Consider the following 24,733-nt stretch of genomic DNA (forward strand, 5'->3'; position numbering starts at 1 on the left):
AGAGTTCCCGTCACTTGATCACGGACGTGGGGGAGGCACCTGTGGGGTGGGTGACGGCGGGCGACTACGAGGTCGCGCTGGACGCGGGGAAGGTCGTGTGCCGCAACGCTGCCGGACGACGGCTGAAGTCGGTACCGGCCAAACTCGCGGACGCTCCCGCGGTGGTGGGACTGCGGCAGCTCGTCGAGTGGCTGGAGCGGCACGAACGGCAGTGCCTGGCCGATGTCGAGAAGTGGATGGTGCGTTCGCTTCCGGTGCCCTTCGCGGTCGTCGCCGGGGTGTGGGCGGACCCGGCCTGGCAGGCGGCACTGCGCGACCTGGTCGTCACCGGGCCGGACGGCCAGGTCGCCGGGTTCCTGCGGGACGCCGACCCCGAGCGCGGACTCGGTCTGGTCGACCTCGACGGTGACACCGTGCGCATCCGGCCCGAACTCGTGCGCATCCCGCACCCGGTGCTGCTGGCGGACCTGGAGGAGCTGCGGGAGTTCGCCGTCGAACTCGGCGTGGAGCAGAAGGCCCAGCAGCTCTTCCGCGAGGTGTGGCACCGTCCGGCCGACCTGGACCCCGAGTCCACGGCCGTGGAGGACTACGCGGGCGGCGTCTTCAAGGAACTGCGGTTCCTGCACGGCAGGACCACCCAGCTCGGCTACCGCGCCCGGGGCGGCGACGCCGTGTGCTCGCTGCGCGAGGACGGCCGCGCGATCGAGGCCCGGGTCTGGATCGGCGACTACGACGGCTACATGGAGACCGAGACCGGCCCGCTCACCTGGACGGACGGCGCCGGAAAGCCCCTGAGGCCCATTCAGGTCGGGCCGGTGGCCTGGTCGGAGGGCATGCGCATGGCGGCCGCGCTGTACGCGGGACGCGACATCGAGGACGAGGAGAAGGCCGCATGAGCACGTACGACGAGACCACCGCGGCCGCGCTGCTGGAGGCGGGCGCCGTCCTGCCGCCGGGCACCACCGCCCGCGAGGACGCGGACACCCTCACCGTCCGCGCCTACACCCACCCCGCCCTCGACGACCGGCGGATCGTCCGGCTGGTGCCGGGAACCCTCGGCGAGGCCGAGGATCTGGCCCTGGAGTTCCTCGGACTGACCCGCGAGACGGACGTCCCCGAGGTCGGCCAGGTACGCCGGGAGACCCTCGGCTTCCCCGCCTGGGCGCTCGTCAACGACCCGGCCAACGGCCACCACGCCCTGGCCCTGGTCAAGGACGTCGAGCGGCTCGCCCGTCAGGCCAAGTCCCGTCCGGGCGCCGCCAAGGAGGGCTTCGAGGAACTGGGCGAGCGGCTCGGGCGGGCAGTGCCGCACTTCCTGCCGACCTTCTACGAGCAGGCCGCGCGGATCTTCCTCCAGCACGAGAACACCACGTACGCGGCGGCCTTCTTCGGCAAGGCGCGGGAGGCCGAGCGGGTGCACGCCCTCGCCGTGGACGAGGACCGGCAGCGGGCGGTGTTCCTGGAGTTCGCGTTCGCCGGGGCCCTGACGGTGAAGGCGCTGAAGGAGCACGTCAAGGACCTCGCCCGGCGGCTGGACCCGGGGCAGGCGTGGGCGCAGTACCGGCAGCTGACCGTGGAGCGCTGCGCGGCGGGCATGCCGCCGTACGCCTCGCTGCCGCAGGACGCCCGGAGTCTGATCAAGGCGGCCGGCCTGTCCCGGGTCACCGAGGAGTGCGAGCTGGTCGCCGACCTGATCGCCTCCCCGGCGGCGGTGCGCGCGCCGGCCTCCTTCTGGAACGCCTACCGGGCGACGCTGGCCGTCCTCGCCGAGCAGCGGCCGGCAGTCCGGGTCCGGCTGCTGGAGATCATGCCGGGCGGGCTCGGCCGCTCCGTGGAGGACGACGAGTTCTGGCTGGGGCTGCTCGCGGAGTGCGGCGCCGACCGGACGCTGACCGGCGAGGACACCGACACGGCCGGCGAGGCCGACGCGGCGGACTGGCTGGGCCGCTGGGCGACCCACCGCAAGCACGGCTCGGCGATCTCCCGGCGCTCCCCCGGCACCCTGGCGCTCGTCGCCCGCATGGCGCCGCGGCTGCGCGCCGACGGCCGGGCGGTGGACCTGTTCACCGGCCGCTGGCACGCCGGCGCCGATCTGGATCTGCTCGACCTGTGCGCCGCCGAGCGGGTCCCGCTGACGCTGCCCGACGCGGAGACCCGCGTCCACCTGGCGCTCGACCGCTGGCTGCGCGACGAGCGCCCCGGCCGCCGCGACCTGGCCGCCACCGCTGCGGACCCCCGGCTGCGCCGTCTGCTCCACGAGGCGGTCGGCCGGCTCGGCGGCGAGCAGCGTGCCCTGTCCCAGCTGCTGGAACCGCTGGCCGACCATCCGGTGCTGGGCGAGGTGCTGCGGGGGTGGCTGACGGAGTCGGCCGCTCGGTACACCGCCGCCACCGCCCTGCCGGGGGCCCGTGCCGCGCTGGAGCGGATCCGCCCCTTCCGGCCGGTGGCCTTCCGTGTCGTGGCCGGGGCGGCGGCCGAGGTCGCCGCACATGACGTCACTCCGCTCCTGGGCCGTACGCTGCGCGCCGGCATCCTCGACGAGCTGGGCTGGCCGGCCCTGGACGAGACGCTGCGCATGCTCGACTCCGCCGTCTCCGCCAAGGACCCGAACCACGAACTGAAGGTCAGCGACGCCTGGCCCGCGCTGATCGTCTCCCGGGGCGGCAAGGCGATCGTCGTCGGCCCGGAGAAGGTACTGCTCGAACACGATCTGCGGCTGCCCGTCGACCTCGACCGCTGGAACCGCCCGCAGTTCCGCTACGCCGACGGTGAACTGCTGGTGATGTGGCGGCAGGACGGCAAGCAGGTGGGCTACTGGTCCAACCGCCCCACCGAGGTCTTCCCCCTCGGCGGCGAGCAACTGCCCTACTGGCGCAGCTCCGACCTCGGCAACCCCTCCGTCCCGCTGTCCGGCGGAGGCGTCGCCACCGGCGGCCGCACCCTGCACGCCGGGGACACGGTGCTGCCGCCGAGCCGGCCCGTGCTCGGCGACGGCACCACCCTGTGGCGCCAGGGCAGGCAGGGCACGCAGCAGGTGTGGCTGGAGTACGACCCGGCGACCGGTACGCACGGGCGTGCCTCTCTGCCCGCCTTCCTGCGCTCCGGCATCCGCGAGGGCGCCTCGCTGCTCCAGTCCGCGTGCGAGGTCCTGCCTCTGCAACCCGGCCTGGAGGACAGCCCGTTCGGCACCGACGGCACGGTCGTCGGGCGCTGGGTGCGCGCGGCGACGGAGGGCGGGGAGACGCTGACGACCGCCGGCACCCCGGACGGCCGTACCGTCACCGTCGGCCGGACGGCGGGTGTGCCGATCGGTGCGCTGCGGCTGCCCGGCGGCGCCGAGCCCGTCGCGACCTTCCTCGACGGGCGGGTGGCCCTGTTCGCCTCCGACGACACCTCGGAGGGCGGTCTGCTCGGCCGGGTGTCGCCGGGCGAGCGGGGCAGCGAGTTCGCCTCGGGGACGCGGTTCGTCCCGCCGGTCGCCTTCTGGCACGCGCTGCGCCCCCGGGACGAGCGGGGATCGGCGGTGCTGCGCGCCCTCTCCGACGAGCGGGCGGCGGAGTTGCTGCGCGCCGGGGCCGAGGCTCTGGCGGAGCGTCAGGCGCGGCTGACCGCGGCCGGTGACGACGCGGCGGCCCGCACGGCGGTGCCGGGTGGTGACGTGTTCCTGGAGCGGGCCGTCGCCGACGTCCTGCCCGAGATCGGTGACAAGCCGCTGCGTGTCGGCGTGGCCGCGCTCATCCGCGCGGCGCTGTGGCTGACCGACTCGGCCACCACTTTCGCCACCCCGCCGGTGGAGCGCGAACAGCCGGACCGGCGGCGCACCGAGGGCATGTTCGCCGACTACAGCCCCGCGCACGGCAACGACCGCGCGGTCCGCGACGCCACCTCCGGCATCGCCTCGTTGTGGGGCGGCTGGAGCGGCGAGCAGGAGTGGACCGTGCTCCGTCAGATCCGCGCGGTGAACCACGTGCTGTCCGGGCGGCCCGCCGACGGCACTCCGCTGCCCGCCAAGCCCGTCGACCCCTCGGTGCTCACGGACGGCTGGACCAGCGACCGGCACACGATCCCGCGGATGGGCGCGGTGTGGCCGTCGCTGCTGGGCACGCTCCGGCCGCTCGCGCACCGGGCCGCGCTGCCGACCACGCCGGAGCCCGCGCGGGAGGCGCTGCTCCTGCTGCTGGAGGCGGTGGCCGAGGGACCGCTCGCCGATCCCGGGGCCACCCTGCGGGAGGTCGTCCTGAGCGAACCGCACAAGAACCAGCCCCGTATGGGACAGGTCCTGCGCCGGGACGGCCGTACCGTCGTGCTGCTGAACTGGACGAACGCCCACGGGGTGAACGGCCGGGTGCACTGGATCGGCCTGGACCACGATCCGTCCGGCGCGTTCGGCGCGGTCGCCCACTTCGCCCTGGAGTCGGAGACCCGGATCGAGCAGGCGTTCCCCGCCGACGGACTCGCCGCCCTCACCCGGCTGGTCCGGGACAAGGGCGCCGCCCCTTGGCGGCCGGATGCCTCCGAGGCGCTCGCCGCCGCGACCGGGGGCGGACTCGGCGCGCTCCAGGCGACCCTGCTGCTCGCCGGTCAGCCCCAGGACCGCGACGCGGAGGCCCTCGCGGTGATGGGCCTGAAGCCCCGCCAGATGGACCAGGCGACACGCATGGTGAACACGTTGTCGGCGCAGGACCGCAACGCCCTGCTCGGGGCCCTGCTGCCCGCCGACCCGGCCGACCTGTGGACCACCGGCCCGGACACTCGGGCCGCGGGCCGGGTGTGGGCGGAGCGTCTCGGCTCGCGCGTCCGGCTGCCCGAGGACGTCGCCGCGGACCTCGCCGGACTGCCGGCGGGCTCCGCCGAAGTGGTGCTGAACCCCGCGCTCACGCCGTGGATCAGCCGGACCACCGTCCTGGGCCTGGACAAGGACGGCAACCTGACCGCGCAGGACCCCTCAGCGGTGTTCAACGCGTACGACCTGACCAGCGCCGTCGCCGCCCTGGCCGCGCTCGCCTACGCCCTGCCCTACGGACACCCGCTGCGCGCCGCGCTCCCGGAGGGCCTCGCCGCGCTGCGGCGCCGGGTCGCCGACCCGGGGCTGCTGCTCCAGCTCGACGTGGAGTGGACCGAGAAGGGCAGTTGCTCGGCGGTGGAGGTGCGCAAGGCGTACGGGCTCCCGGAGTCGGGGGGCGCCGACGAACTCGGCCTCACCCGGGCCGGGGAGGCACTGGTCCTGCGACCGTGGCACGGCGACAGGGAGCTGACCCTGGTCCGCCCGGCGGGCCTCACCGGCCCGGACGACGCCGTGTTCGGGCTGCTCGAAGGGGTGACGGGCCCCCATCGGGGCGCCGGGATGCGGTCGTTGCGGGAGCTGCTCGGCGACGACCTCGCCCGGACCGTCGCGGCCGGAACCGACCCCGCCGGCCCCACCGGGTACGCCCAGGACCCCACGGTGAGCGTGCCGGACCTGGTCACCGAGGTCGCCGCGGCCCACGGACTCGGCGAGGACGCGGCGGCCCTCTACCTCCAGCTGCTGGCCCTGCCCGACCCGACCGACCGCAACTGCGCCCGCTGGACGGGCTGGAAGCCGGCCCGGCTGAAGCAGGCCCGCGTCGAGCTGGCGGCGTCCGGCCCGGTCGTCGAGGCCAAGCGGCCGCGCGCCGGACGCACCCTGTTCCTGCCCGGCGGCTGGCGCGACCTCAAGGGCTCGGGCCTGCCGGTGGAGTCCTGGAAGGAAGGGCTCTACCCGATCAGCGACCATGTGCGCGCGGTCCCGCGTCTGCCGCTGGCGGAGCTGTTCGCCCGCGCCTGGGCCCGGGTGCTCGACGGCGACCCCCCGGCCTACGAGGAACTCACCACCCGGGCGACGCGCAAGGGGCGCCGCCGATGAGACCCGCCCCGCACCGGCCGTCCCGCACGCCCGCCGAGCCGATCCGCACGCCCGCCGCGCCGACCGACAGGCCCGCCGAGCCGACCGGCGCACTCGCCGCGCCGACCCGCACGCCCGCCGAGCCGACCCGCACACCCGCCGCGCCGACCGACAGGCCCGCCGAGCCGTCCCGCACGCCCGCCGACCGGAAGAACGACCGCCGATGACCAGCACCCTGCCCTCAGCCCCGCCCCGCCAGATCGTCCCGCCCGAGGAGCTGTACGCGGAGGAACTCGCCTTCCTCGCCGCCTACGACGACGGGCCTCGGCCGCCGGCCTGGCGGCTGACCCCGCGTGCCGTCGTCACCTTCGTGATGGGCAGCGGAGGCCGGGCCCTGAAGCTGCCCGACACCGCCGAGGCGCCGGACGGCGTGCCGCGGCGACTGGAGGTCAGCACCAAGTTCGTCGGCGACCGGGCGCTGGTCGAGCGCTGTGTGGTCACCCTCGCCGGTGAGCGCGGGCTGCTGCTGGTCGGTGAGCCCGGCACCGCCAAGTCCATGCTCTCGGAACTGCTGTCGGCCGCCGTGTGCGGCACCAGCGGTCTGGTCGTGCAGGGCACCGCGGGCACCACCGAGGACCAGCTCAAGTACGGCTGGAACTACGCCCTGCTGCTCGCCCAGGGCCCCAGCCGGCAGGCCCTGGTGCCCTCGCCGGTGCTCACCGCGATGACCCGGGGTGCCGTCGCCCGGGTCGAGGAGGTCACCCGCTGTCTGCCGGAGGTGCAGGACTCGCTGGTCTCCCTGCTCTCGGAGCGGCGGATCGCCGTGCCCGAACTGGCGGGCGGCGAGGACTCGCTGGCGCACGCCGCGCCCGGTTTCACGCTCATCGCCACGGCCAACCTGCGCGACAAGGGCGTGTCGGAGATGTCCGCGGCCCTCAAGCGGCGCTTCAACTTCGAGACGGTCGGCCCCATCGCCGACCTCGACACCGAGACCGCTCTGGTGCGCGCCCAGGCGCGGGCCTCGGTGGAGCGGGCGGGTGCCGCGTTCGCCGTCGACGACGCGGTCCTCGAAGCGCTGGTGACCGCCTTCCGTGATCTGCGGGAGGGCCGGTCTGCCGAGGGCTGGGAGGTGGAGCGGCCGTCCACGGTGATGAGCACCGCCGAGGCGGTGGCCGTGGCGGGCGCGCTGGGCCTGGCCGCCGCCTACTTCCCCGGCGACCACGATGTGCTCGGGCTGCTGCCGGGGCATCTGCTCGGCGTGGTCCGCAAGGACGACCCCGCCGACGCGGCCCGGCTGCGCGGCTACTGGGACGGTCCGGTGCGGCGGCGCGCCGAACAGGGCTCCGCCACCTGGCGGACCCTGTGGGACCTGCGCACCGTCCTGGAGGGCTGAGGCCGTGCCCCTGTCCCCCGACGAGGCCGTCGCGGCCCTCACCGACCCGGCGGCGCCGTACCTGATCGGCGTGCGGCACCACGCGCCGTCCCTCGCGGCGGCCGTCCCGGCACTGCTGGAGGCGGCTCAGCCGGACGTGCTGCTCGTCGAACTCCCCGAGGAGCTCCAGGAGTGGCTGCCGTGGCTGGGGCACCCCGAGACCGTGGCACCGGTGGCTCTGGCGGCCGCTCCGGCGGACGGGGCCGGCGGCCCGGCGTTCTACCCGTTCGCCGACTTCTCGCCGGAGCTGGCGGCGGTGCGCTGGGCGGCCGGGCGGGGCGTGCCGGTCCTCACCTGCGATCTGCCGCTCGCCGACCGGGCGTGGGGCGAGGGACGCGGTGCGGCCGGCCCGACGGGCGTGGGGCCCGGTCTCGCCGACGCCCTGCGGGCCCGGCTGACCGGCCGTCCGGGGGACGACCTGTGGGACCGGCTCGTGGAGGCCACCGCGCCGGGCTCCTCACCGGAGGCGCTCCGGCGGGCGGCCCTGCTCACCGGCTGGGCGCTGCGCGAGGACGCGGCGGGATCGGGGGGCGTGCCCGAGCTGGATCTGCGGCGCGAGCGGTGGATGCGGGCGCGGATCGCGGCGGCCACGGCGGACGGGCGGCGGGCGGCCGTGCTGGTCGGCGCGTTCCACGCGCCGGCGCTGCTGTCGGACGAGCCGTCGCCGGAGGCCGAGGCACCCGCCGAGAAGGGGAGTTGGACGACCTCGCTCATCCCGTACACGTACGCCCTGCTCGACGAGCGGTCCGGCTACCCGGCCGGCATCCGGGACCCGGAGTGGCAGCACTTGGTCCTGGCGGCGGCCGGGGACCCGGTCGCGCTGGCGGACGCGCTGACCCGGGCCGCCGTGCGGGTCTGCGCCGAGCTGCGCTCGCTGGGCCATCCCTCGGGGCCCGCCGACGCGCGGGAGATCAGCCGGCTCGCCGGTGACCTGGCCCGGCTGCGGGGACTGCCCGCCGCGGGACGCGGTGAGCTGGTCGAGGCGGTGCAGACCGTGCTGACGCAGGGCGAACCGTACGGCCGGGGGCGGGCGGTGGCACGGGCGATGGAGCGCGTGCTCGTCGGGACCCGCGTCGGACGGGCCGCGCCCGGCGCGCCCCGCAGCGGTCTCGCGCCGGCGGTGGAGGCGGAGGTCGCCGAACTGGGCCTGCCTGGACCGGATTCGGGCGGCGCGGCACGTGACCTGCGCCTCGATCCGCTGCGTTCGGACCTGGACCGGCGGCGCGAGCTGCTGCTGCGCCGGCTGACGGTGTGCCGGGTGCCGTACGCCGAGGCCCAGGAGGTGACCGGGGCGGGCGGCGTCGAGGCGCTGACCTCGCGATGGACGGTGCACTGGACTCCGGCCACGGCGGCGATGCTGACCGCGGCCGGGGTGCGGGGGGTCACGGCGGCGCAGGCCGCCGAGGGCATGCTGCGCGAACGCGGGCGCCTTGAGGAGGAGTCCGGCGGGTGTACGGCGGAGCAGGCGCTGCGCGGGCTGCTGGAGGCCGCGGAGTGCGGACTCGACGCGCTCGCGGAGGAGCGGCTCGACGACGTGGCCGACGTGCTGCCGAACTCCGGGACACTGCCGGAACTCCTCGCCGGTCTGGCCCTGTTGGACCGGGTGGGCGCCGGGCACGTCCCGGGGCTCGGAGCCGACGAGGGCCGTACGGCCCGGGCCGCCGCGGTGACCGGGCTGCTGACGGCGGCGGCGGTCCGCCAGGTGGACGGGCTCACCGGCTCCGAGGAGCCCGCGGACGCCCACGCCCTGCTCGAACTGGCCCACCGGGCCGACCTGCTGGGCGGGGTCAGGCTCACCGACGCGCTGGCCCGGCTGGCCGCTGACGGGTCGCCGCTGATGCGGGGCGCGGCCGGAGCGGTACGGGTCCTGCTCGGGCACGAGTCGCCCGCCGCGCTCGGCGGCCGGATCGCCTCCTGGGTCGACTCGGCCACCGATCCCGGGTCCCGGGCGGCGCTGACCGCGCGCCTCACGGGTGTGCTGACGGCGGCCGGACCCCTGCTGGAGTCGGCGCCCGCCGCCCTGGAACCCCTGCTCGGCCGGGTGACGGACCTGCCCGACGAAGCGTTCCTGAGCCGGTTGCCCGCGCTGCGCGGCGGCTTCGACACGCTCAGCCCGGCGGCCCGCGAGCGCCTGCTCACGGCCGTCGAGGACCGGTCCGGCGGCACGGACCGGGTGACCGACACCGGTGGCGTGGATCCCGTCTCCCTCGCCGCGTGGACCCGGGCGGATCTCGTGGCGCGCGCCGGTCTGGAGCGATGGGGGCTGCTGCCCTCGCCCGTGGCCGCGGACGCCGTGGTCGCGGACGCCGTGGTCGCGGACGCCGTGGTCGCGGACGCCGTGGTCGCGGACGCCGTGGTCGCGGTCGCGGACGCCGGCGCGCCGCGGCCGGCGCCCGCGCGGGCGGACCGGCGGCTCTCGCCGACCGACCGCTGGCGGCTCGTACTGGGCCGACGGGCCGATCAACTCCCTTCCTCCGCGGCCGGACTGGCGACGGCACTGGACGAGTTGTACGGCGCGGGGCGCGGCGAGGGCAGTCGCGGCGCGCTGCCGGGGTCCGGTGGCGGCCGGCAGGCGCCGTACCCGGGAGTGCGGGAGTGGTCCGAGGAGCTGGCGGCCCTGTTCGGGCCCGGCGTCCGGGAGGAGGTGCTGGCGGCTGCCGCCGCCTCGGGGCGCTCGGACGTGCTGTCCGAACTGGATCCGGACCGCGTGCGCCCCTCCGTGGACCTGCTGCGGACGGTACTGCGGCATGCGGGCGGGCTGCCGGAGGCCCGGCTGGCCGCGCTGCGCCCGCTGGTGAAGCGTCTGGTGGAGGCGCTGACCCGGGAACTCGCCACCCGCCTGCGGCCGGCCCTGCACGGCACGGCGCTGCCCCGGCCCAGTCGGCGTCCGGGCGGCGGCCTGGACCTGCCGCGCACCCTGCGCGCCAACCTGGCCACCGCGCGGCGCGGCCCGGACGGCCGGGTCGTGGTGATCCCCGAGCGGCCGGTGTTCCGCACCCGCGCCAAACGGGCCGCGGACTGGCGGCTCGTCCTGGTCACCGATGTGTCGGGGTCGATGGAGGCGTCCACGGTCTGGGCGGCGCTCACCGCGTCGGTACTGGCCGGGGTGCCGACCCTGTCCACGCACTTCCTCGCCTTCTCCACCGAGGTCATCGACCTCACCGGGCATGTGGAGGACCCGCTGTCGCTGCTGCTGGAGGTCAGCGTCGGTGGCGGCACGCACATCGCGGCGGGGCTGCGGCACGCCCGTGAGCTGGTCACGGTGCCGTCCCGGACGCTCGTGGTCGTCGTCAGCGACTTCGAGGAGGGCTACCCGCTCGGCGGGCTCCTCGCCGAGGTGCGCGCGCTGGTCGGGGCGGGCTGCCATGTGCTGGGGTGCGCCAGCCTCGACGACGCGGGCCGGCCCCGCTACTCCACCGGCGTGGCGGCGCAGCTCGTCGCCGCGGGCATGCCGGTGGCCGCCCTCAGTCCACTCGAACTCGCCCGCTGGGTAGGGGAGAAGATCGCATGAGCCCGGGCCTTCCCCCGGTCACGCCGGACGTGACCGCGGACCTCGTCGGAGCGCTCTCGCCACGGCTGCGCAAGCGGCTGGACTCCGGCGTCGCGAAACTGTCGGGGCGTCCGGTCGTCGTGGACGGGGACACGGTGCGCGTCGCCGTGGACGACGACACCGACCTGGAACTGCACGCGCCGGGCGGGATCGTGACGTCGTCCGAGGCGATCCGCTGCGGGTGCCTGCTGGCACCGGACTGCCTGCACCGCGCGGCGGTGGCGTCGGCGGCGCCCGTGGCGTCCATGGAGCAGCTGGAACCGGCGGAGCCCGTCCCGTCCACGGACCCTTCGGAGAGCTCCACGGGGCTGCGTCCCGCGGACCTCGACGGAGGTCCTGGACCGGCCGGCCCGAGCCCGGACGGGGGTCCTGGAGCGGCCGGCCCGAGCCCGGACGGGGGTACGGGAGCGGGTGCCGTGGAGGCCGGCGCGCGGCCGGGAGAGGGGGACGCGGAAGCCGCCGGGGGCTCCGGAGAACCGGTCGGGAAGGCCGGTGGGCTCGCGGCGGCCGAGAACACCGCCGCGGACCCGGACCAGGCATCCGTGACGGCCGGCTCCGGTACCGACCACGAGGGGCGGGCAGGGGTGTCCGGCGCGCGGTCCCGGCGGACGACCGGGGCGGCGCCGGACGGGCGCACGCACGACTCCGAGCCGTCGGCGACACCCGCGCAACGGGCCGCCGCCGACGCGCTGCGGACCGCGGCCGCGGCCGTGCTCGACGCGGGTACGGACGGCGCCGGAGCCGTGCCGCAGGCGGAGTTGCTGCGCGCGGCGCACACCGCGCGGCTCGCCGGACTCCCTCGCGCCGCGGCCTCGGCGGTCGCCGTCGTCACCGCGCTGCGCGCGGCCCGCGCCGCGGATCCGTCGTACCGGCTCGCCGATCTCGTCGAGGCCCTGCGCTCCGTGCTGGGCGCGGCCCACCGGCTCCCGCAGGCGGCCGGCGCGGAGCTGGCGGAGCTGCGCGGCAGCGCGCGGCAGCCGTACACACCGGACGGCTCACTGCGGCTGTACGGCCTCTTCTCGGAACCCGTGCTGACCGCGACCGGCTACGCGGGTGCCGTCACCTGGACCGCCGATACCGAGGGCCGTCTGTACACGGTGTCCGACGTGGCGCCGGGCGGGCCCGGCCGGGCGGCGGGGGCGGCCGACCGGGCCGTGCGGATCGGTGACACGGCGCTGTCCCACCGTGAGTTGTCGCGTGCGGGCCTCGCGGTGTCCGGGGCGACCGTGTCGCCGACCGGACGGCTCGGGGCGGGGAAGGCGGTACGGGCGGTGCGGGCGGCCGGTGCCGCCTGGGACGGCGAACCGCTGGGCCGGCTGTGGGCGGTGCCCGCCGCCGAGCAGGCGGTGCGGGCGCTGGCGGGCGAGGGCCACGGTCTGCTGTTCCTGGGCGTCACACTGGTGGGCACGGTCCGTGAGGCGGCGGGCGACTGTCTGCTGGCCGACTGCGACGGTCTGACGGTCCGCCTGGCCGCCGCGCACGACCATCCGGCGCTTCCGGACCGCGACAACCTGAAGCTCCTCGCGGCGGCCCGGGGAACCCGGCTGCGTGTGGTGGCCCGCCTCTCCCCCGCCCCGCAGGCCCGCGCCCTGCTGCTGGCCGCCTCCCACCCGACGGACCCGTCCGCCCGGCTGGACCTGGGTGTCGACCGCCTCCAGCAGGCGGACCTGCCCACCGGCCCACCGGGCTCGGCCGCGGTGCCCCGGGCGGCCGCCGACGAGGCGCCCCTGCACCTGCTGCGGCGCCGCGTCCACCAGGCCGTGTCGGGGGGCCGCCGTGTGCTGGCCTTCCCCGGCGACAGCGCCGCGGACGGTCGGAGGCTACGCCGGGTGGGCCTCGGCACGGCGGGAGACCTCCTCGACGAACTGCACGCGGCGGCGGCCGAGCGGGACCGGGACGTGTTCGGCAGGCTCGCCCCCGCCGACCTCGACCGCTTCGCCCGCGTCTGGCTCGCCTCGACCCACTACGTCACCGAGGTCGACCGGTCGCTGTGCGCGGCGGCCTGGGGAGCGGATCAGGGGGCGACCGGGTAGCTCCCTGTACCGGGGGCGTCGGTCCTCCGGACGCGCGCGCCTCAGACCTGGCCCGGCATCCCGTCGCCCTTCAGCCGCTCCAGGTCGGACGGCCGGACCTGGATGGCGAGGATCGCGATGAGCGCGGCGACGACGGTGAAGATCGCCGCCATGATGAACGCCGAGGAGACGCCCGCCGTGAGCACCTCGTCCGAGAAGGGCGGTGGCAGCTCGCCGGTGCGTTCGAAGCGCAGCCGCTCCATCGGGGTCGCCTGCTGGAGGAAGAGCGGGATCTGCTTCTCCGCCTCGTTGGTACTGGCCGTGCCGTACATCGTGACCAGGATGGACAGGCCGAGCGAACCGCCGACCTGCTGGGTGGCGTTGAGGAGTCCGGAGGCGGCGCCGGTCTCCCGGACGGGCACATTCGACAGGGCCATCAGCGTCAGGGAGACGAACTCCATGCCCATGCCGAGGCTGAAGACGAGCATCGGCCCGAGGACGCTGCCGGCGTAGGTGGAGTCGATGTCGGTCAGGGTCAGCCAACTCAGCCCGATGGCCGCGAGGATCGCGCCGACCACCATGAAGGGTTTGGGTCCGTAGAGGGGCAGGAAGCGGGAGGCCAGCCCGGCGCCGATCGCGATGACCGCGCTGACCGGCAGGAAGGCGAGCCCGGCCTGCAAGGGGCTGAAGTCCAGCACGTTCTGCACGAAGAGGGTGAGGAAGAAGAACATGCCGAAGATCGCGGCGGCCAGGCAGAGCATGATGCCGTAGGTGCCGGCCCGGTTGCGGTCGGCGAACATGTGCAGCGGGGTGATGGGCTGCGCGGACCGGCGTTCCACGAAGACGAAGAGCACGAGGAAGAGCACGGCGGCCCCGAACGAGGCCAGCGTGAGCGGATCCCGCCAACCGTCCTGGGCGGCCCGGATGAAGCCGTACACCAGGAGCACCATGCCCACGGTGGAGGCGAGTGCGCCGGTGATGTCGAAGTGCCCGGGGTGGCGTTCGGACTCCCTGATGAAGCGCGGGGTGGCGAGGGCGATGAGCAGTCCGATGGGAACGTTGACGAAGAAGACCCAGCGCCAGTTGAGCCACTCCACGAGCATGCCGCCGGCGAGGAGCCCGATGGCGCCGCCGCCCGCCGAGACCGCGGCGAACACGCCGAAGGCCCGGTTGCGTTCCGGGCCTTCGCGGAAGGTGGTGCTGATCAGGGCGAGGGAGGTCGGTGAGGCGATGGCGCCGCCGACGCCCTGGAGGGCGCGCGCGGACAGGAGTTGGGCCTCGTTCTGGGCCAGTCCGCCGAGCAGGGACGCGAGGACGAAGAGCAGGACACCGAAGATGAACACCCGCCTTCGGCCCAGGATGTCGCCCGCTCGTCCGCCGAGCAGGAGGAGTCCGCCGAAGGTGAGCGTGTAGGCGTTGACCACCCAGGACAGGCTGGTGGTGGAGAAGTCCAGGGAGCGCTGGATGTCGGGCAGCGCGATGTTCACGATGGTGATGTCGAGGACCACCATCAACTGGCAGGAGGCGATGACCAGCAGGGCCATCGCCTTGCGGCCACTACCGTTCTCCGGGGCGGCGGTCTGCGCGGAGATGGGCTGCGGGCTGCTGCTCATGGCGTCTCGCACTCTCGGGGCTCGGGCCCTCGCGAGGGGTCGGTGAACGGCTGCGTCCACTGTCGGTCCACCAGTCGACGGTACGCCCGCGCCTCTTCGGTCACCACTTGATCTACGGCACCCCTTGACGCCCTCTTGATCTACGGCACCCCTTGACGCCCTCGGCACCGGTTGACACACTCGCGCCGCACCGTAGAAATCGCTTGCTACGGCACCTTCGGCACCCGCCCCGCAACCGCGGAACCGCATCGCCCCGGCCACCCCGGGTCCGTGAATGAATCGATTCACCCGCGATGCCCCAAAGCCCGGCCCGCGCATCCGAGTGGCCCCCGCGCACGGCGGAACGGTACGGAACGGATGCCGACACCCCCAAAGCTCTCAAGGAGCAGTCGAGATGAAACGCAGAGCCGCAGTTCACCTCGCCCCACGCACCCGGTACGCCGTCATCGGCGCGCCGTCGTCTCCGCCGCCTGCGCCACCGCACTGCTCACCGGGGCCGCGTTGCTCACCCAGCCCGCCAACGCGGCGGCACCGCAGCTCGCGGCGGCCTGCGGCGAGGGCAGCTATCAGGCGGAGGCCGTACTCGGCGGGAGCACCTGGACCGCCCGCCGCGGCAGTTCGGTCCTGTACACCGGGACGGACATGCGCGCCGCCATGCAGGCGGCCGTCGACACCGGCCACAACGGCGTCGGTGGTGGCCACCTGCGTGATCACATGGGGTGCATCCGGCTCGCAGGTCTCGGTCAGATGCACCTTGTAGCCGGTCCAGCCGGAGCCACGCTTGGTTCCGTATCGGGCATCAGTGTCATAGGGCGAGCACAACCGGTGATGAACCGGCGGGAGATCCTTGCTCTCCCGCCAGCGCACCCCCTTCTCGTCACGGTGGTTCTGCTGGACCCAGGAGACTCGCAGGACCTGAACGCTTCGATCTCGCGCAGCCAGTCCGGAGCCGTAGAAGTATGGGCCGCCTCCAGCAGGACGAATCCGTCCCGTCCAACCTGCTCGGACCACTGTTCACGGACCTCCTCACCCCTTGGAAACGGTAGTCGTCCACGCGCGGCCCGTAGCGCTCGGCCCACTCGGCCGTGACCACATCAGACAGCCACCTCGGAGCCACGACCGCCAGCGCCTCCAGCGCTGCCCGCAGCGTCTCGCCAACGAACTCCATCCTGTTCAGCGTCCGCACGGCCGCCAGCACATGCGTGGAGCCGGTCCGCTGCCGGCCGCCGGCCTGCAACAAGCCCATCCCGCGCAGGCGTTCCAGCGTCGTCTGTTCCAGCCCGTGCACGACGAGACAGGCGCGGAACAGGCTCAGCACGGAGGCATCAAACCCTGGATCATCCAGTTCCAGGCCGAGCAGATACTTCCAGTCCATCCGGGCTCGCACCTGGTCGGCGGCCTGCCGGTCGGTCAGCCCCTCCGCGTACTGCAACACCGACACCAAAGCCAACGCCCCAGCGAGACAGCCGGGCGTCCCCGAGCAGCGAATGCCTCATCCTCAAACAGCGGGCCCAACGCCTCCCGGATCCGCACCGCGAGCGCCCCCTTTGGGAACGCTGCCCGCACCACCCGGGCTGTCAACTCCGGCACCCCCTGATCAACCCGCGACTCCAGCGACTCCCCTCCCGGCCCTCCCGCCCACAACCACAACGGGAATCAACGACCCAGCCCTGCTCGAATCACCCATTCCTCAGCAGAGTCCTTCAGGCCGGGGGTGAAGCGAATCTGCCGGTGTGACGCGGAGCGTCACCGCTGTTGGTCCGGCGGAGCCGGACGGAGGTATGCCGCCTGCGGCGCGGAGCGTCGTGAGGCTTGTTCCGGCGGAGCTGTGCGCGGCTCACCCCGGTCGGTTCTGCTGTTCGATGTACTGCCTGACCGCGGACAGCGGGGCGCCGCCGACGGTTCCGGCGAAGTAGGAGCCGGACCAGAGCTTGTTGGCCCGCCAGTAGTGGGGCACCAGGTCGGGGAACTCCTGATGGAGGCGGCGGGAGGAGACGCCCTTGAGGGAGTTGACCAGTTTGGTGACGGCGACCTTGGGCGGGAAGTTCACCAGCAGGTGGATGTGGTTGTCCTCGCCGTTGAACTCCACCAGTTCGCAGTCGAAGTCCGTACACACCGCCCGCATGATCTCCTCCATGCGCCGCAGGTGGGCATCGGTGAACACCTTGTGCCGGAACTTGGTCACGAAGACCAAGTGGACATGCATCGCGAACGTACAGTGCCGACCAGTTCTGATCGCCTGCATCTCATCCATAAACCAAGTTTGTAGCGTGGCCGGTATGCAGCTTCGGTACAGCTTCCGCCTGTACCCGAACGCCGTCCAGCAGGCCGCGTTGGCGAGGGCGTTCGGGTGCGCCCGCGTCGTGTTCAACGACGCGGTCCGCGCCCGCGAGGACGCCCGAGCGGCCGGGGAGCCTTTCCCGAAGATCGGGGAACTGTCCACACGGCTGATCACCCAGGCCAAGACCACCCCGGAACGCTCCTGGCTGGGCGAGGTCTCCGCCGTGGTGCTCCAGCAGTCCCTGCGGGACGCCGAGACCGCGTACCGCAACTTCTTCGCCTCCCTGGAAGGCACCCGTAAGGGCCCGAGACTGGGAGCACCCCGGTTCAAGTCCCGCAAGGATCACCGGCAGTCGATCCGGTTCACCGCGAACGCCCGCTGGAAGATTACCGACGCGGGCCGCCTGGACCTGCCGAAGATCGGTACGGTGAAGGTGAAGTGGTCCCGTACCCTGCCCGTCACACCTTCCTCGGTGACCGTGATCAAGGACGCGGCGGGACGGTTCTTCGCGTCCTTCGTCATCGACACCGACCCCGCCGCCGACCAGGCCCGGATGCCGCAGACCGAGAACACCATCGGCATCGACCTCGGCCTCACTCTCCCCCAGACTCCGTCCGGGGGGACCCCCATCGCGGTCCTGTCCACCGGCGAGAAGATCGACTCCCCGCGCTTTCTGCGGCGCGCGGAGAAGAAGCTGAAGAAGGCCCAGAAAGAGCTGTCCCGCAAACAGAAGGGATCGAAGAACCGCGCGAAGGCCCGCCTCAAGATCGCCCGCGCCCACGCGAAGGTCGCCGATGCGCGCCGTGAGTTCCACCACCAGCTCTCCACCCGGCTGATCTCCGAGAACCAAGGGATCGCCGTGGAGGACCTGTCGGTGGCGGGACTGGCCCGTACCAGGCTGGCCAAGTCCGTCCACGATGCGGGCTGGTCGTCGTTCGTGAACATGCTGAAGTACAAGGCCGAACAGTACGGCCGGCCCCTGGTCACCATCGGCCGGTTCGAACCCACCAGCCAGACCTGCTCCACCTGCGGCACCAAAGACGGCCCCAAACCCCTGGGCGTGAGGGAATGGACCTGTACCGCGTGCGGCACCGTCCACGACCGGGACACCAACGCCGCACTCAACGTGAAGACGGCCGCCGGACTGGCGGTGACAGCCTGCGGAGCGCCGGTAAGACCAGAACCCGTTCTGGCACAGCGCGAAGAAACAGGAAGCCACGGATTCGCGACCGGAAACCGTGCCGCGTAGCGGCACGGCAACCCGTCAGGGAAGGCCGGAATCCTCGCCCTTCAGGGCGAGGAGCATGTCAAAACGTGAACCTCGCCGCCCAGAGCGGCACGGTGACGGGCGGCGGCGAGATCCGCCTGGCGGCCCGGTCGGAGTTCCCCAACAACTCCGACATCGTCGTGCAGAACCTGACTGTCACCAACTCTGCGATCACCGAGAACCCGTGCGGGACCAACACCACGTTCCGCAACAACACCCTGGTGAACAGCCGTCAGATGATCTGCTGACGCGGGTGGGGGGCGGACAGCCACAAACCCCCCTTCAGGAGCGGGTCGGTTCAGTCGTCGGCCCGCTCCGCCGCCTGTCCTGTCCGTCCGTCGCCGCCGCGGTGGCGCTCCGGTGCCGAGTGCCGCGGCGCGCCGGGCTCCGCCGTGGTCGGCGAGGAGGTTCCGGCGGGCGGTGTCGACGCGGGGCCGCCGGCGTCGGAGGACCGCACCACCCCGACGGTCGTGGCCACCGCGAACGCGACGACCCCGCCGACGGCGAGCAGGGCCCTGCGGGGGCGGCCCCGGCGCGGGGCGGCGTGCGACCGGGTGACCGTGGGCAGTCCCGCCGTCGGGGAGAGGTCCTCCACCGGCGGCGGGGACACCGGCACGGAGTCGGTCGTGACGGGGCCGATCGAAACACCGTCGATCGGGACGACGTCGGTCAAGGCGCCGCCGGTCAAGGCGCCGCCGGTAGGGACGCCCGGCTCTCGCGCCGGTGGCGGCGTAGTCGCGGGCCGCGCCGACCGCTCCCGCCGCTCCGGGCTCGCGAGCCACTGGGCGACCTCGTGGGCGGTGGGGCGCAGGGCCGGGTCCTTGGCCAGCAACCTCAGCACGTAGTCGCTCAACTCCGCCGGTATGCCGGGCCGCAACTGGTCGGGGGGCACCGGGACGGCCTCGACGTGCAGGCCGACCACCGCGACGGCGGTGACGCCGGTGAACGGGACGGTACCGGTGAGGAGTTCGTAGAGGACGCAGCCGAGTGAGTAGACGTCGGAGGCGGGTTCGGCGGGGCGGCCGAGGGCCCGCTCGGGGGCGAGATAGGCGGCGGAGCCGACGACCTGGCCGGTCGCGGTGAGCGAGCAGGCCGTCTCGTTCGCGAACCGGGCGATGCCGAAGTCCGTTATCTTCACGCTGCGGTCGGCCGCCAGCATCACATTGGCGGGCTTGATGTCCCGGTGGATCACGCCCAGGCGGTGCGCGGCGGCCAGACCGGAGGCGGTCTGCGCCACTATCGCGGCTGCCTCCCACGGTTCCAGCGTGCCGCGCGCGGCGCGCTCCTGGGCCAGGCTGTGCCCGTCGACGAGTTCCATGACCAGGTGGATCCGGCCGTCGTCGGAGCCGAAGTCGTAAACGGTCACCACATGCGCGTCGTTGAGCCGCCCGGCGGTCCTGGCTTCCCGGCGCAGGCGCTCGACGTCGGTCGCCGCACTCGGATCCGGCCGGTCGGCGCGCAGGAACTTCACCGCGACCGGCCGGTCCAGGACCTGGTCGGTGGCGCGCCAGACGTCACCCGTCGAACCGCGTCCGAGCGGTTCGTCGAGTCGGTACCGCTCTGCGACCAGCACGAGTCTCCGCCCTTCCCCCCGCTCCCGTCCGGACCGGTGCGGCCCGCACGACGGCCGCCTCTCGGCGGTCCGCTTCCTCCAGCGCACCGGTTACCCCGGTTGTCACGCCCCACGCCCGTCACGCCCCACGCCCGTCACGGCCCGCGACGAGCTTCGCCAAAGGGGTAGCAGCACAGGAAAGTTGTAGTTAGCCTTACCTAAGTTTTGAGTAGGCTTGGCGAACGCTGTGATCCGGTCCGGAGGATACGTGAAAGAGGCGGACCTGCCGGGACGGGACGTCCTGCGGCGGGCGGTGCGCGGCCGGCGCCGTGATGTCACCATCGGCGCGGTGCTGGGCATGGGCCACCAGACGGGCGAGGCGCTCGTCCCGGTGGTCATCGGACTCGCCGTCGACAGTGGCGTGGTCGAAGGCGACCTCGGCGGACTGCTGCTGTGGCTCGGGGTGTTGGCCCTCGTCTACGTCGGACTCTCCTACAGCTTCCGCTTCTCCGCCCGTGCCGGTGAACGCGCCTCGGTGACGGCCGCGCACGAGCTGCGCACCGAACTGGTCGAGCGGGTCCTCGCCCCCGAAGGCGGCGCGGACGAGGGCAGGTTGCCGGGAGAACTCGCCAACACCGCCACCGAGGACGCCAAACGCGTCGGCGCCGTGATGATGGCGCTCGTGGTCGGCGTGGCGGCGGCGACCGGACTCGCGGTCGGCGCCGTGGTGCTGCTGCGCATCTCCGTACCGCTCGGTCTGCTCGTCCTGTTGGGCACCCCGCTGCTGCTGTTCCTCGTCCACCTGCTGAGCAAGCCCCTGGAGCGGCGCAGCGAGACCGAGCAGGAGCGCGCGGCGCGTGCTTCCGGGGTCGCGGCGGACCTGGTGGCCGGACTGCGGGTGCTCAAGGGGATCGGCGCAGAACCGGCGGCCGTCGCCCGTTACCGCGGGATCAGCCAGGACTCGCTCACCGCGACCCTGCGCGCGGCCCGCGCCGAGGCGTGGCAGAGCGGTGTGGTGACCATGCTCACCGGTGCGTTCCTCGCGGTCGTGGCGCTGGTCGGCGGACGGCTCGCGGCGCGCGGTGACATCGGCCTGGGCGAGCTGGTCTCGGCGCTCGCGCTCGCTCTCTTCCTCATCGGCCCGCTCTCCGAGTTCTCCTGGGTCAACGCGGAGCTGGCGCAGGGCCGGGCGTCCGCGGCCCGGATCGCCGCCGTGCTCGGCTCGGAGCACGCCGTACGGCCCCGGACGGAGGGCGAGGCGCACGCAACGCCCCTGGTCCGGGACGGCGGGCTGCGGCTGCGCGGCGTGGCCTACGGGCCCTTGCGCGACCTGGACCTGGACGTGGCGCCCGGCGAGACGGTCGGCGTCGTCGCCACCGACCCCGCCGACGCGACCGCCCTGTTGCGCTGCCTCGCCCGCCGCGCCGACCCCGAGGCGGGCACCGTGGAGCTGGACGGCACGGACTTCACCGCGCTGGGGCTCGCCGAGCTGCGGGCGGCGGTCCTGGTCGCCGAGCACGACGCGGACCTGTTCGAGGGGAGTCTGCTGGAGAACGTGCGGGCCGCCGCGGGACCGGAGGCGCCGGCCGCCGCCGCGATCGACGCGTCCGGCACCGACGAAATCGTCCGCACCCTGCCCGACGGCACGGACACCGCGGTCACCGCCCGGGGCCGCTCGCTCTCCGGCGGCCAGCGTCAACGTGTCGCCCTGGCGCGGGCGTTGGCGGCCGACTCCCCGGTCCTCGTCCTGCACGAGCCGACGACCGCGGTGGACGCGGTCACCGAGGTACGGATGGCGGCCGGACTGAAGGAGCTGCGCACCGGGCGCACGACCCTCCTGGTGACCAACAGCCCCGCCCTGCTGGCCGTGACCGACCGGGTCGTCCTCCTGGACCGGGGCTCGGTCGTCGCGGCGGACGCGCACGAGCGGCTGGTCCACGGGCACGACGTCTACCGGACGGCGGTACTGGCATGAGCGAGTCCGGGAGCGGGCGCCTGCTGCCCGTGGCGACACCCAGGCGCACGCGTGCCGCCGTCGCCGAACTGCTGCGTCCGCAGAAGGCGTTGGCGCTGACCGCGCTCGGCGTGATGGTCGGGGCCACCGCCGTCGCGCTGCTGACCCAGCCGCTGCTGGGCCGGATCGTGGACCTGGCCGCCGACCGCGGTTCCGTCGACGCCCTCACCACCACGGCGGCCCTGCTGGTGGCCGTGGCCGTGGTCCAGGGCGTCCTGTCGGGTCTCGGTCTGTCGCTGATCTCCCGGCTGGGTGAGACCACGCTCGCCAGGCTGCGCGAGAAGTTCGTCGAACGGGCCCTCGGACTTCCGCTGGACCGGGTGGAGCGGGCCGGGGCCGGCGATCTGACCTCCCGGGTCACCGCCGATGTGTCCCTCATCGCCGAAGCGGTCCGCAACGCCCTTCCGGAGCTGGCGCGTTCGCTGCTGACCATCTTCCTCACCCTGGGCGCGATGGCCCTGCTCGACTGGCGGTTCCTGCTCGCCGCGCTGGTGGCGGTGCCGGTGCAGGTCGCCACCGCGCGCTGGTACGTGGCCCGGGCGGTGCCCCTCTACGCCGAGCAGCGGGTGGCGGCGGGCGCCCAGCAGCAGCAGTTGCTGGACACCGTCGCCGGTGCCTCCACCGTGCGCGCGTTCCGGCTGGAACGGGAGCACGCGGAGAAGGTCACCGAGCGGTCCCGGTCGGTGGTGGCGCTGACCATGCGCGGGGTGCGGCTGGTGCTGGGCTTCTACAGCCGGCTGCACATCGCCGAGTATCTGGGCCTGGCCGCCGTGCTGTTCACCGGCTACTGGCTGGTCCGTCAGGGCTCGGCGTCCATCGGCACCGCGACCGCCGCCGCCCTGTACTTCCACAGTCTGTTCACCCCGGTCAACGCCGCCCTCGTCCTTCTCGACGACGCCCAGTCGGCGACCGCGGGCCTGGCGCGGCTCGTCGGTGTCACCGACCAGGAGGCGCCGCGGGAGCGGGAGCCGGCGGCGGGGACGGGCCGGTTCGAGGTCACCGTGCGCGGCCTCCGGCACGCCTACCGTCCGGGTCATCCCGTGCTGCACGACATCGATCTGACGATCCGTCATGGTGAGCGGGTGGCGCTGGTGGGTGCCAGCGGGGCCGGGAAAACGACCCTGGCCCGGCTCGTCGCGGGCATCCAGCCGCCCACCTCCGGGACCGTCCTGGTGGACGGCGTCCCGCCCACCGAGCTGAGCCGGACCGGGGACCGTCGCACGGTCGCCCTGATCACCCAGGAGACGCATGTCTTCGCGGGTCCGCTCGCCGACGACCTCCGGCTCGCCAAGCCCGACGCGACCGACGACGAACTGCGCGCCGCGCTCGACCGGGTCGACGCGCTGGCCTGGGCCGAGTCCCTGCCCGAGGGCCTCGCCACGGTCGTCGGCGACGGCGGGCACCGGCTCACCGGGGACCGCACCCAGGCGCTGGCCCTCGCCCGGCTGATCCTCTCCGACCCGCCGCTGGTGATCCTCGACGAGGCGACCGCCGAGGCGGGCAGCGCCGGGGCGCGGGCCCTGGAGAAGGCCGTCACCCAGGCCACGGACGGCCGGACCGCGCTGATCGTGGCGCACCGGCTGAGCCAGGCGGCGACCGCCGACCGGATCGTCGTCATGGACGCCGGGCGGATCGTCGAGACCGGCACGCACGACGCGCTGCGCGCCGCGGACGGCCCCTACGCCGCGCTCTGGGCCGCCTGGTCGGACACCCGCGACACCGGCTCCCGGCCGCCTCGACCCCCACGTGTTCCCCATCCCCCGCACCGCCCTGCTCCACAGGAAACCGAACCGAAGGACCACCGATGTTCCGCTCTCGCAGAGCCCGAAGGCTCACCGGCGCCCTCGCCTCCGCCCTCCTGCTCCTGACCGCGGCCACGGCCTGCGGCGACGACTCGGACACCGACGCCTCGGACACCGAGGCCAAGGCGAGCGCATCCGGGAAGTCCGCCTTCCCGGTGACCATCGCCCACAAGTACGGCAGCACGACGGTCGATGCCGAGCCGAAGCGGATCGTCACCGTCGGTCTCACCGACCAGGACTCGGTGCTGGCCCTCGGCGCGGTTCCGGTGGGCACCACCGAGTGGCTCGGCGGCTACAAGGGCGCGATCGGCCCCTGGGCCGAGGACAAGCTCGGCGGCGCCGAGGCGCCCACCGTGCTCAAGGACACCGGCACGGGCCCGCAGGTGGAGAAGATCGCGGCGCTGAAGCCGGACCTGATCCTCGCCGTGTACGGCGGGCTCACCAAGGAGCAGTACGAGTCGCTGTCCAAGTTCGCCCCGGTGGTCGCCCAGCCCAAGGAGTACAACGACTGGGGTGTGCCGTGGCAGGAGCAGACGGAGACGATCGGGAAGGCGCTCGGCAAGTCGGAGGAGGCGGCGAAGGTCGTCGCGGACACCGAGGCCAAGATCGAGGCCGCGGCCGGGGAGCACCCCGAGTTCAAGGGCGCGAGCGCGGTGATGGCCACGCCGTACGAGGGCATGTTCGTCTTCGGCAGCCAGGACGCGCGCTCCCGGCTGCTGACCGGGCTCGGCTTCTCGCTGCCGAAGGACCTGGACAAGGCGATCGGTGACCAGTTCGGCGCGAACATCAGCAAGGAGCGCACCGATCTGCTCGACCAGGACGCGGTGGTCTGGATCGTCGCCGATGTCGACAAGGAGTCCGGCAAGCTGCACAAGGACGCCTCGTACAAGGACCTGACGGTCGTGAAGGAGGGCCGGGAGGTCTTCGTCAACGAGTCGAGCGACTACGGCAACGCCACGTCCTTCGTCTCCCCGCTCAGCCTGCCGTACGTGGTGGAGCGGCTGGTCCCGCAGCTGGCGGCGGCGGTGGACGGGAAGCCGGACACCGCGGTGGAGCAGCCCGCCGACTGACGTCGGAGGGAACCGGGAAGGGGGCGGCCGGCGGCCGCCCCCTTCCGCGCGTTCAGCGGTCCATGGCCTCGGCGAGGCTGCGGGGCCGCATGTCGGTCCAGTGCGTCTCCACGTACTCCAGGCAGTCCTGGCGCGCGGCGGGGCCGTGGACCGTGCGCCAGCCGGCCGGCACGTCGGCGAAGTCGGGCCAGAGGCTGTGCTGGTTCTCGTCGTTGACGAGCACCAGGTAGACGCCCTCGGGGTCCTCGAACGGGTTGGTCATGGTCTTCCTCTCCTCGGG

Annotated in this window: 15 protein-coding genes and 2 pseudogenes; 12 read left to right on the forward strand and 5 right to left on the reverse strand. The window is 74.0% G+C overall.

The features are described 5' to 3' along the window. The first annotated feature begins 41 nt into the window (after positions 1 to 41). Genes AB0E07_RS26055 through AB0E07_RS26080 form a run of 6 tightly spaced genes read left to right on the forward strand, consistent with a single transcriptional unit; the run spans position 42 to position 12,875 of the window. Positions 42 to 896, forward strand: a complete 855-nt coding sequence (locus AB0E07_RS26055; protein WP_362257019.1) for a DUF4132 domain-containing protein — start codon at positions 42 to 44, stop codon at positions 894 to 896. Continuing rightward, a complete protein-coding gene (locus AB0E07_RS26060; RefSeq protein WP_362256827.1) occupies positions 893 to 5,881 on the forward strand; it encodes a hypothetical protein in 4,989 nt (1,662 codons plus the stop codon). Before AB0E07_RS26055 ends, AB0E07_RS26060 begins: the two co-directional genes overlap by 4 nt. Beyond that, on the forward strand, positions 5,878 to 6,087 hold the full coding sequence (locus AB0E07_RS26065) for a hypothetical protein (RefSeq protein ID WP_362256830.1): 210 nt from the start codon (positions 5,878 to 5,880) through the stop codon (positions 6,085 to 6,087). The genes AB0E07_RS26060 and AB0E07_RS26065 overlap by 4 nt, the downstream gene beginning before the upstream one ends. Continuing rightward, complete coding sequence (locus tag AB0E07_RS26070; RefSeq protein WP_362256834.1) at positions 6,084 to 7,253, forward strand: AAA family ATPase; 1,170 nt, start codon at positions 6,084 to 6,086, stop codon at positions 7,251 to 7,253. Before AB0E07_RS26065 ends, AB0E07_RS26070 begins: the two co-directional genes overlap by 4 nt. Before the next feature lie 4 nt (positions 7,254 to 7,257). Further along, entirely contained in the window at positions 7,258 to 10,803 is a 3,546-nt protein-coding gene (locus AB0E07_RS26075; RefSeq protein ID WP_362256836.1) for a DUF5682 family protein, read from the forward strand. Next, on the forward strand, positions 10,800 to 12,875 hold the full coding sequence (locus AB0E07_RS26080; protein ID WP_362256839.1) for a hypothetical protein: 2,076 nt from the start codon (positions 10,800 to 10,802) through the stop codon (positions 12,873 to 12,875). The genes AB0E07_RS26075 and AB0E07_RS26080 overlap by 4 nt, the downstream gene beginning before the upstream one ends. 41 nt (positions 12,876 to 12,916) lie before the next feature. Here AB0E07_RS26080 and AB0E07_RS26085 read toward each other — a convergent pair whose 3' ends face one another. Beyond that, entirely contained in the window at positions 12,917 to 14,398 is a 1,482-nt protein-coding gene (locus AB0E07_RS26085) for an MFS transporter (RefSeq protein ID WP_362257022.1), read from the reverse strand. Between the two features lie 426 nt (positions 14,399 to 14,824). On the opposite strand from AB0E07_RS26085, the pseudogene AB0E07_RS26090 reads away from it, so the two are divergent. Then, positions 14,825 to 15,136 (forward strand): annotated as a pseudogene (locus tag AB0E07_RS26090) (hypothetical protein); the annotation flags it as partial. A 208-nt stretch (positions 15,137 to 15,344) separates the two neighbouring features. Here AB0E07_RS26090 and AB0E07_RS26095 read toward each other — a convergent pair. Together AB0E07_RS26095 and tnpA are read right to left on the reverse strand one after the other, a co-directional pair. Beyond that, the gene (locus AB0E07_RS26095; RefSeq protein WP_362256842.1) at positions 15,345 to 15,899 is read right to left on the reverse strand and encodes a transposase; all 555 of its coding nucleotides are present in this window, start codon (positions 15,897 to 15,899) and stop codon (positions 15,345 to 15,347) included. A 405-nt stretch (positions 15,900 to 16,304) separates the two neighbouring features. Then, the gene (gene tnpA / locus AB0E07_RS26100) at positions 16,305 to 16,721 is read right to left on the reverse strand and encodes an IS200/IS605 family transposase (RefSeq protein WP_362256845.1); all 417 of its coding nucleotides are present in this window, start codon (positions 16,719 to 16,721) and stop codon (positions 16,305 to 16,307) included. A gap of 25 nt (positions 16,722 to 16,746) precedes the next feature. Between tnpA and AB0E07_RS26105 the strand changes: the two genes are divergently transcribed. Further along, a complete protein-coding gene (locus AB0E07_RS26105) occupies positions 16,747 to 17,997 on the forward strand; it encodes an RNA-guided endonuclease TnpB family protein (protein WP_362256848.1) in 1,251 nt (416 codons plus the stop codon). A gap of 62 nt (positions 17,998 to 18,059) precedes the next feature. Continuing rightward, positions 18,060 to 18,263 (forward strand): annotated as a pseudogene (locus tag AB0E07_RS26110) (hypothetical protein); the annotation flags it as partial. A gap of 50 nt (positions 18,264 to 18,313) precedes the next feature. On the opposite strand, the gene AB0E07_RS26115 reads toward AB0E07_RS26110, so the two are convergent. Continuing rightward, entirely contained in the window at positions 18,314 to 19,588 is a 1,275-nt protein-coding gene (locus AB0E07_RS26115; RefSeq protein ID WP_362256851.1) for a protein kinase, read from the reverse strand. Positions 19,589 to 19,835: 247 nt separating this feature from the next. Here AB0E07_RS26115 and AB0E07_RS26120 point away from each other — a divergent pair, with 247 nt between their 5' ends. The 3 genes from AB0E07_RS26120 to AB0E07_RS26130 are packed head-to-tail and all read left to right on the forward strand — an operon-like array spanning position 19,836 to position 24,453. Then, a complete protein-coding gene (locus AB0E07_RS26120) occupies positions 19,836 to 21,542 on the forward strand; it encodes an ABC transporter ATP-binding protein (RefSeq protein ID WP_362256853.1) in 1,707 nt (568 codons plus the stop codon). Next, complete coding sequence (locus AB0E07_RS26125) at positions 21,539 to 23,449, forward strand: ABC transporter ATP-binding protein (RefSeq protein WP_362256856.1); 1,911 nt, start codon at positions 21,539 to 21,541, stop codon at positions 23,447 to 23,449. Before AB0E07_RS26120 ends, AB0E07_RS26125 begins: the two co-directional genes overlap by 4 nt. Beyond that, positions 23,386 to 24,453 (forward strand): iron-siderophore ABC transporter substrate-binding protein, encoded by a 1,068-nt coding sequence (locus AB0E07_RS26130; RefSeq protein ID WP_362256860.1) that lies wholly within the window; start codon positions 23,386 to 23,388, stop codon positions 24,451 to 24,453. The genes AB0E07_RS26125 and AB0E07_RS26130 overlap by 64 nt, the downstream gene beginning before the upstream one ends. A gap of 52 nt (positions 24,454 to 24,505) precedes the next feature. On the opposite strand, the gene AB0E07_RS26135 is transcribed toward AB0E07_RS26130, so the two are convergent. Next, entirely contained in the window at positions 24,506 to 24,715 is a 210-nt protein-coding gene (locus AB0E07_RS26135) for an MbtH family protein (protein WP_362256863.1), read from the reverse strand. Positions 24,716 to 24,733 lie beyond the last annotated feature (18 nt).

It is taken from the genome of Streptomyces sp. NPDC048002 (assembly GCF_040653275.1).
Lineage (GTDB): Bacteria > Actinomycetota > Actinomycetes > Streptomycetales > Streptomycetaceae > Streptomyces.

Excerpts from the sequence above, each read along its gene's own strand:
- AB0E07_RS26060 (WP_362256827.1), top strand. The coding sequence starts at position 893 with ATGAGCACGTACGACGAGACCACCGCGGCCGCGCTGCTGGAGGCGGGC.
- AB0E07_RS26065 (WP_362256830.1), top strand. The coding sequence starts at position 5,878 with ATGAGACCCGCCCCGCACCGGCCGTCCCGCACGCCCGCCGAGCCGATC.
- AB0E07_RS26070 (WP_362256834.1), top strand. The coding sequence starts at position 6,084 with ATGACCAGCACCCTGCCCTCAGCCCCGCCCCGCCAGATCGTCCCGCCC.
- AB0E07_RS26080 (WP_362256839.1), top strand. The coding sequence starts at position 10,800 with ATGAGCCCGGGCCTTCCCCCGGTCACGCCGGACGTGACCGCGGACCTC.
- AB0E07_RS26085 (WP_362257022.1), bottom strand. The coding sequence starts at position 14,398 with ATGGCCCTGCTGGTCATCGCCTCCTGCCAGTTGATGGTGGTCCTCGAC.
- tnpA (WP_362256845.1), bottom strand. The coding sequence starts at position 16,721 with ATGGATGAGATGCAGGCGATCAGAACTGGTCGGCACTGTACGTTCGCG.
- AB0E07_RS26105 (WP_362256848.1), top strand. The coding sequence starts at position 16,747 with ATGCAGCTTCGGTACAGCTTCCGCCTGTACCCGAACGCCGTCCAGCAG.
- AB0E07_RS26125 (WP_362256856.1), top strand. The coding sequence starts at position 21,539 with ATGAGCGAGTCCGGGAGCGGGCGCCTGCTGCCCGTGGCGACACCCAGG.
- AB0E07_RS26130 (WP_362256860.1), top strand. The coding sequence starts at position 23,386 with ATGTTCCGCTCTCGCAGAGCCCGAAGGCTCACCGGCGCCCTCGCCTCC.
- AB0E07_RS26135 (WP_362256863.1), bottom strand. The coding sequence starts at position 24,715 with ATGACCAACCCGTTCGAGGACCCCGAGGGCGTCTACCTGGTGCTCGTC.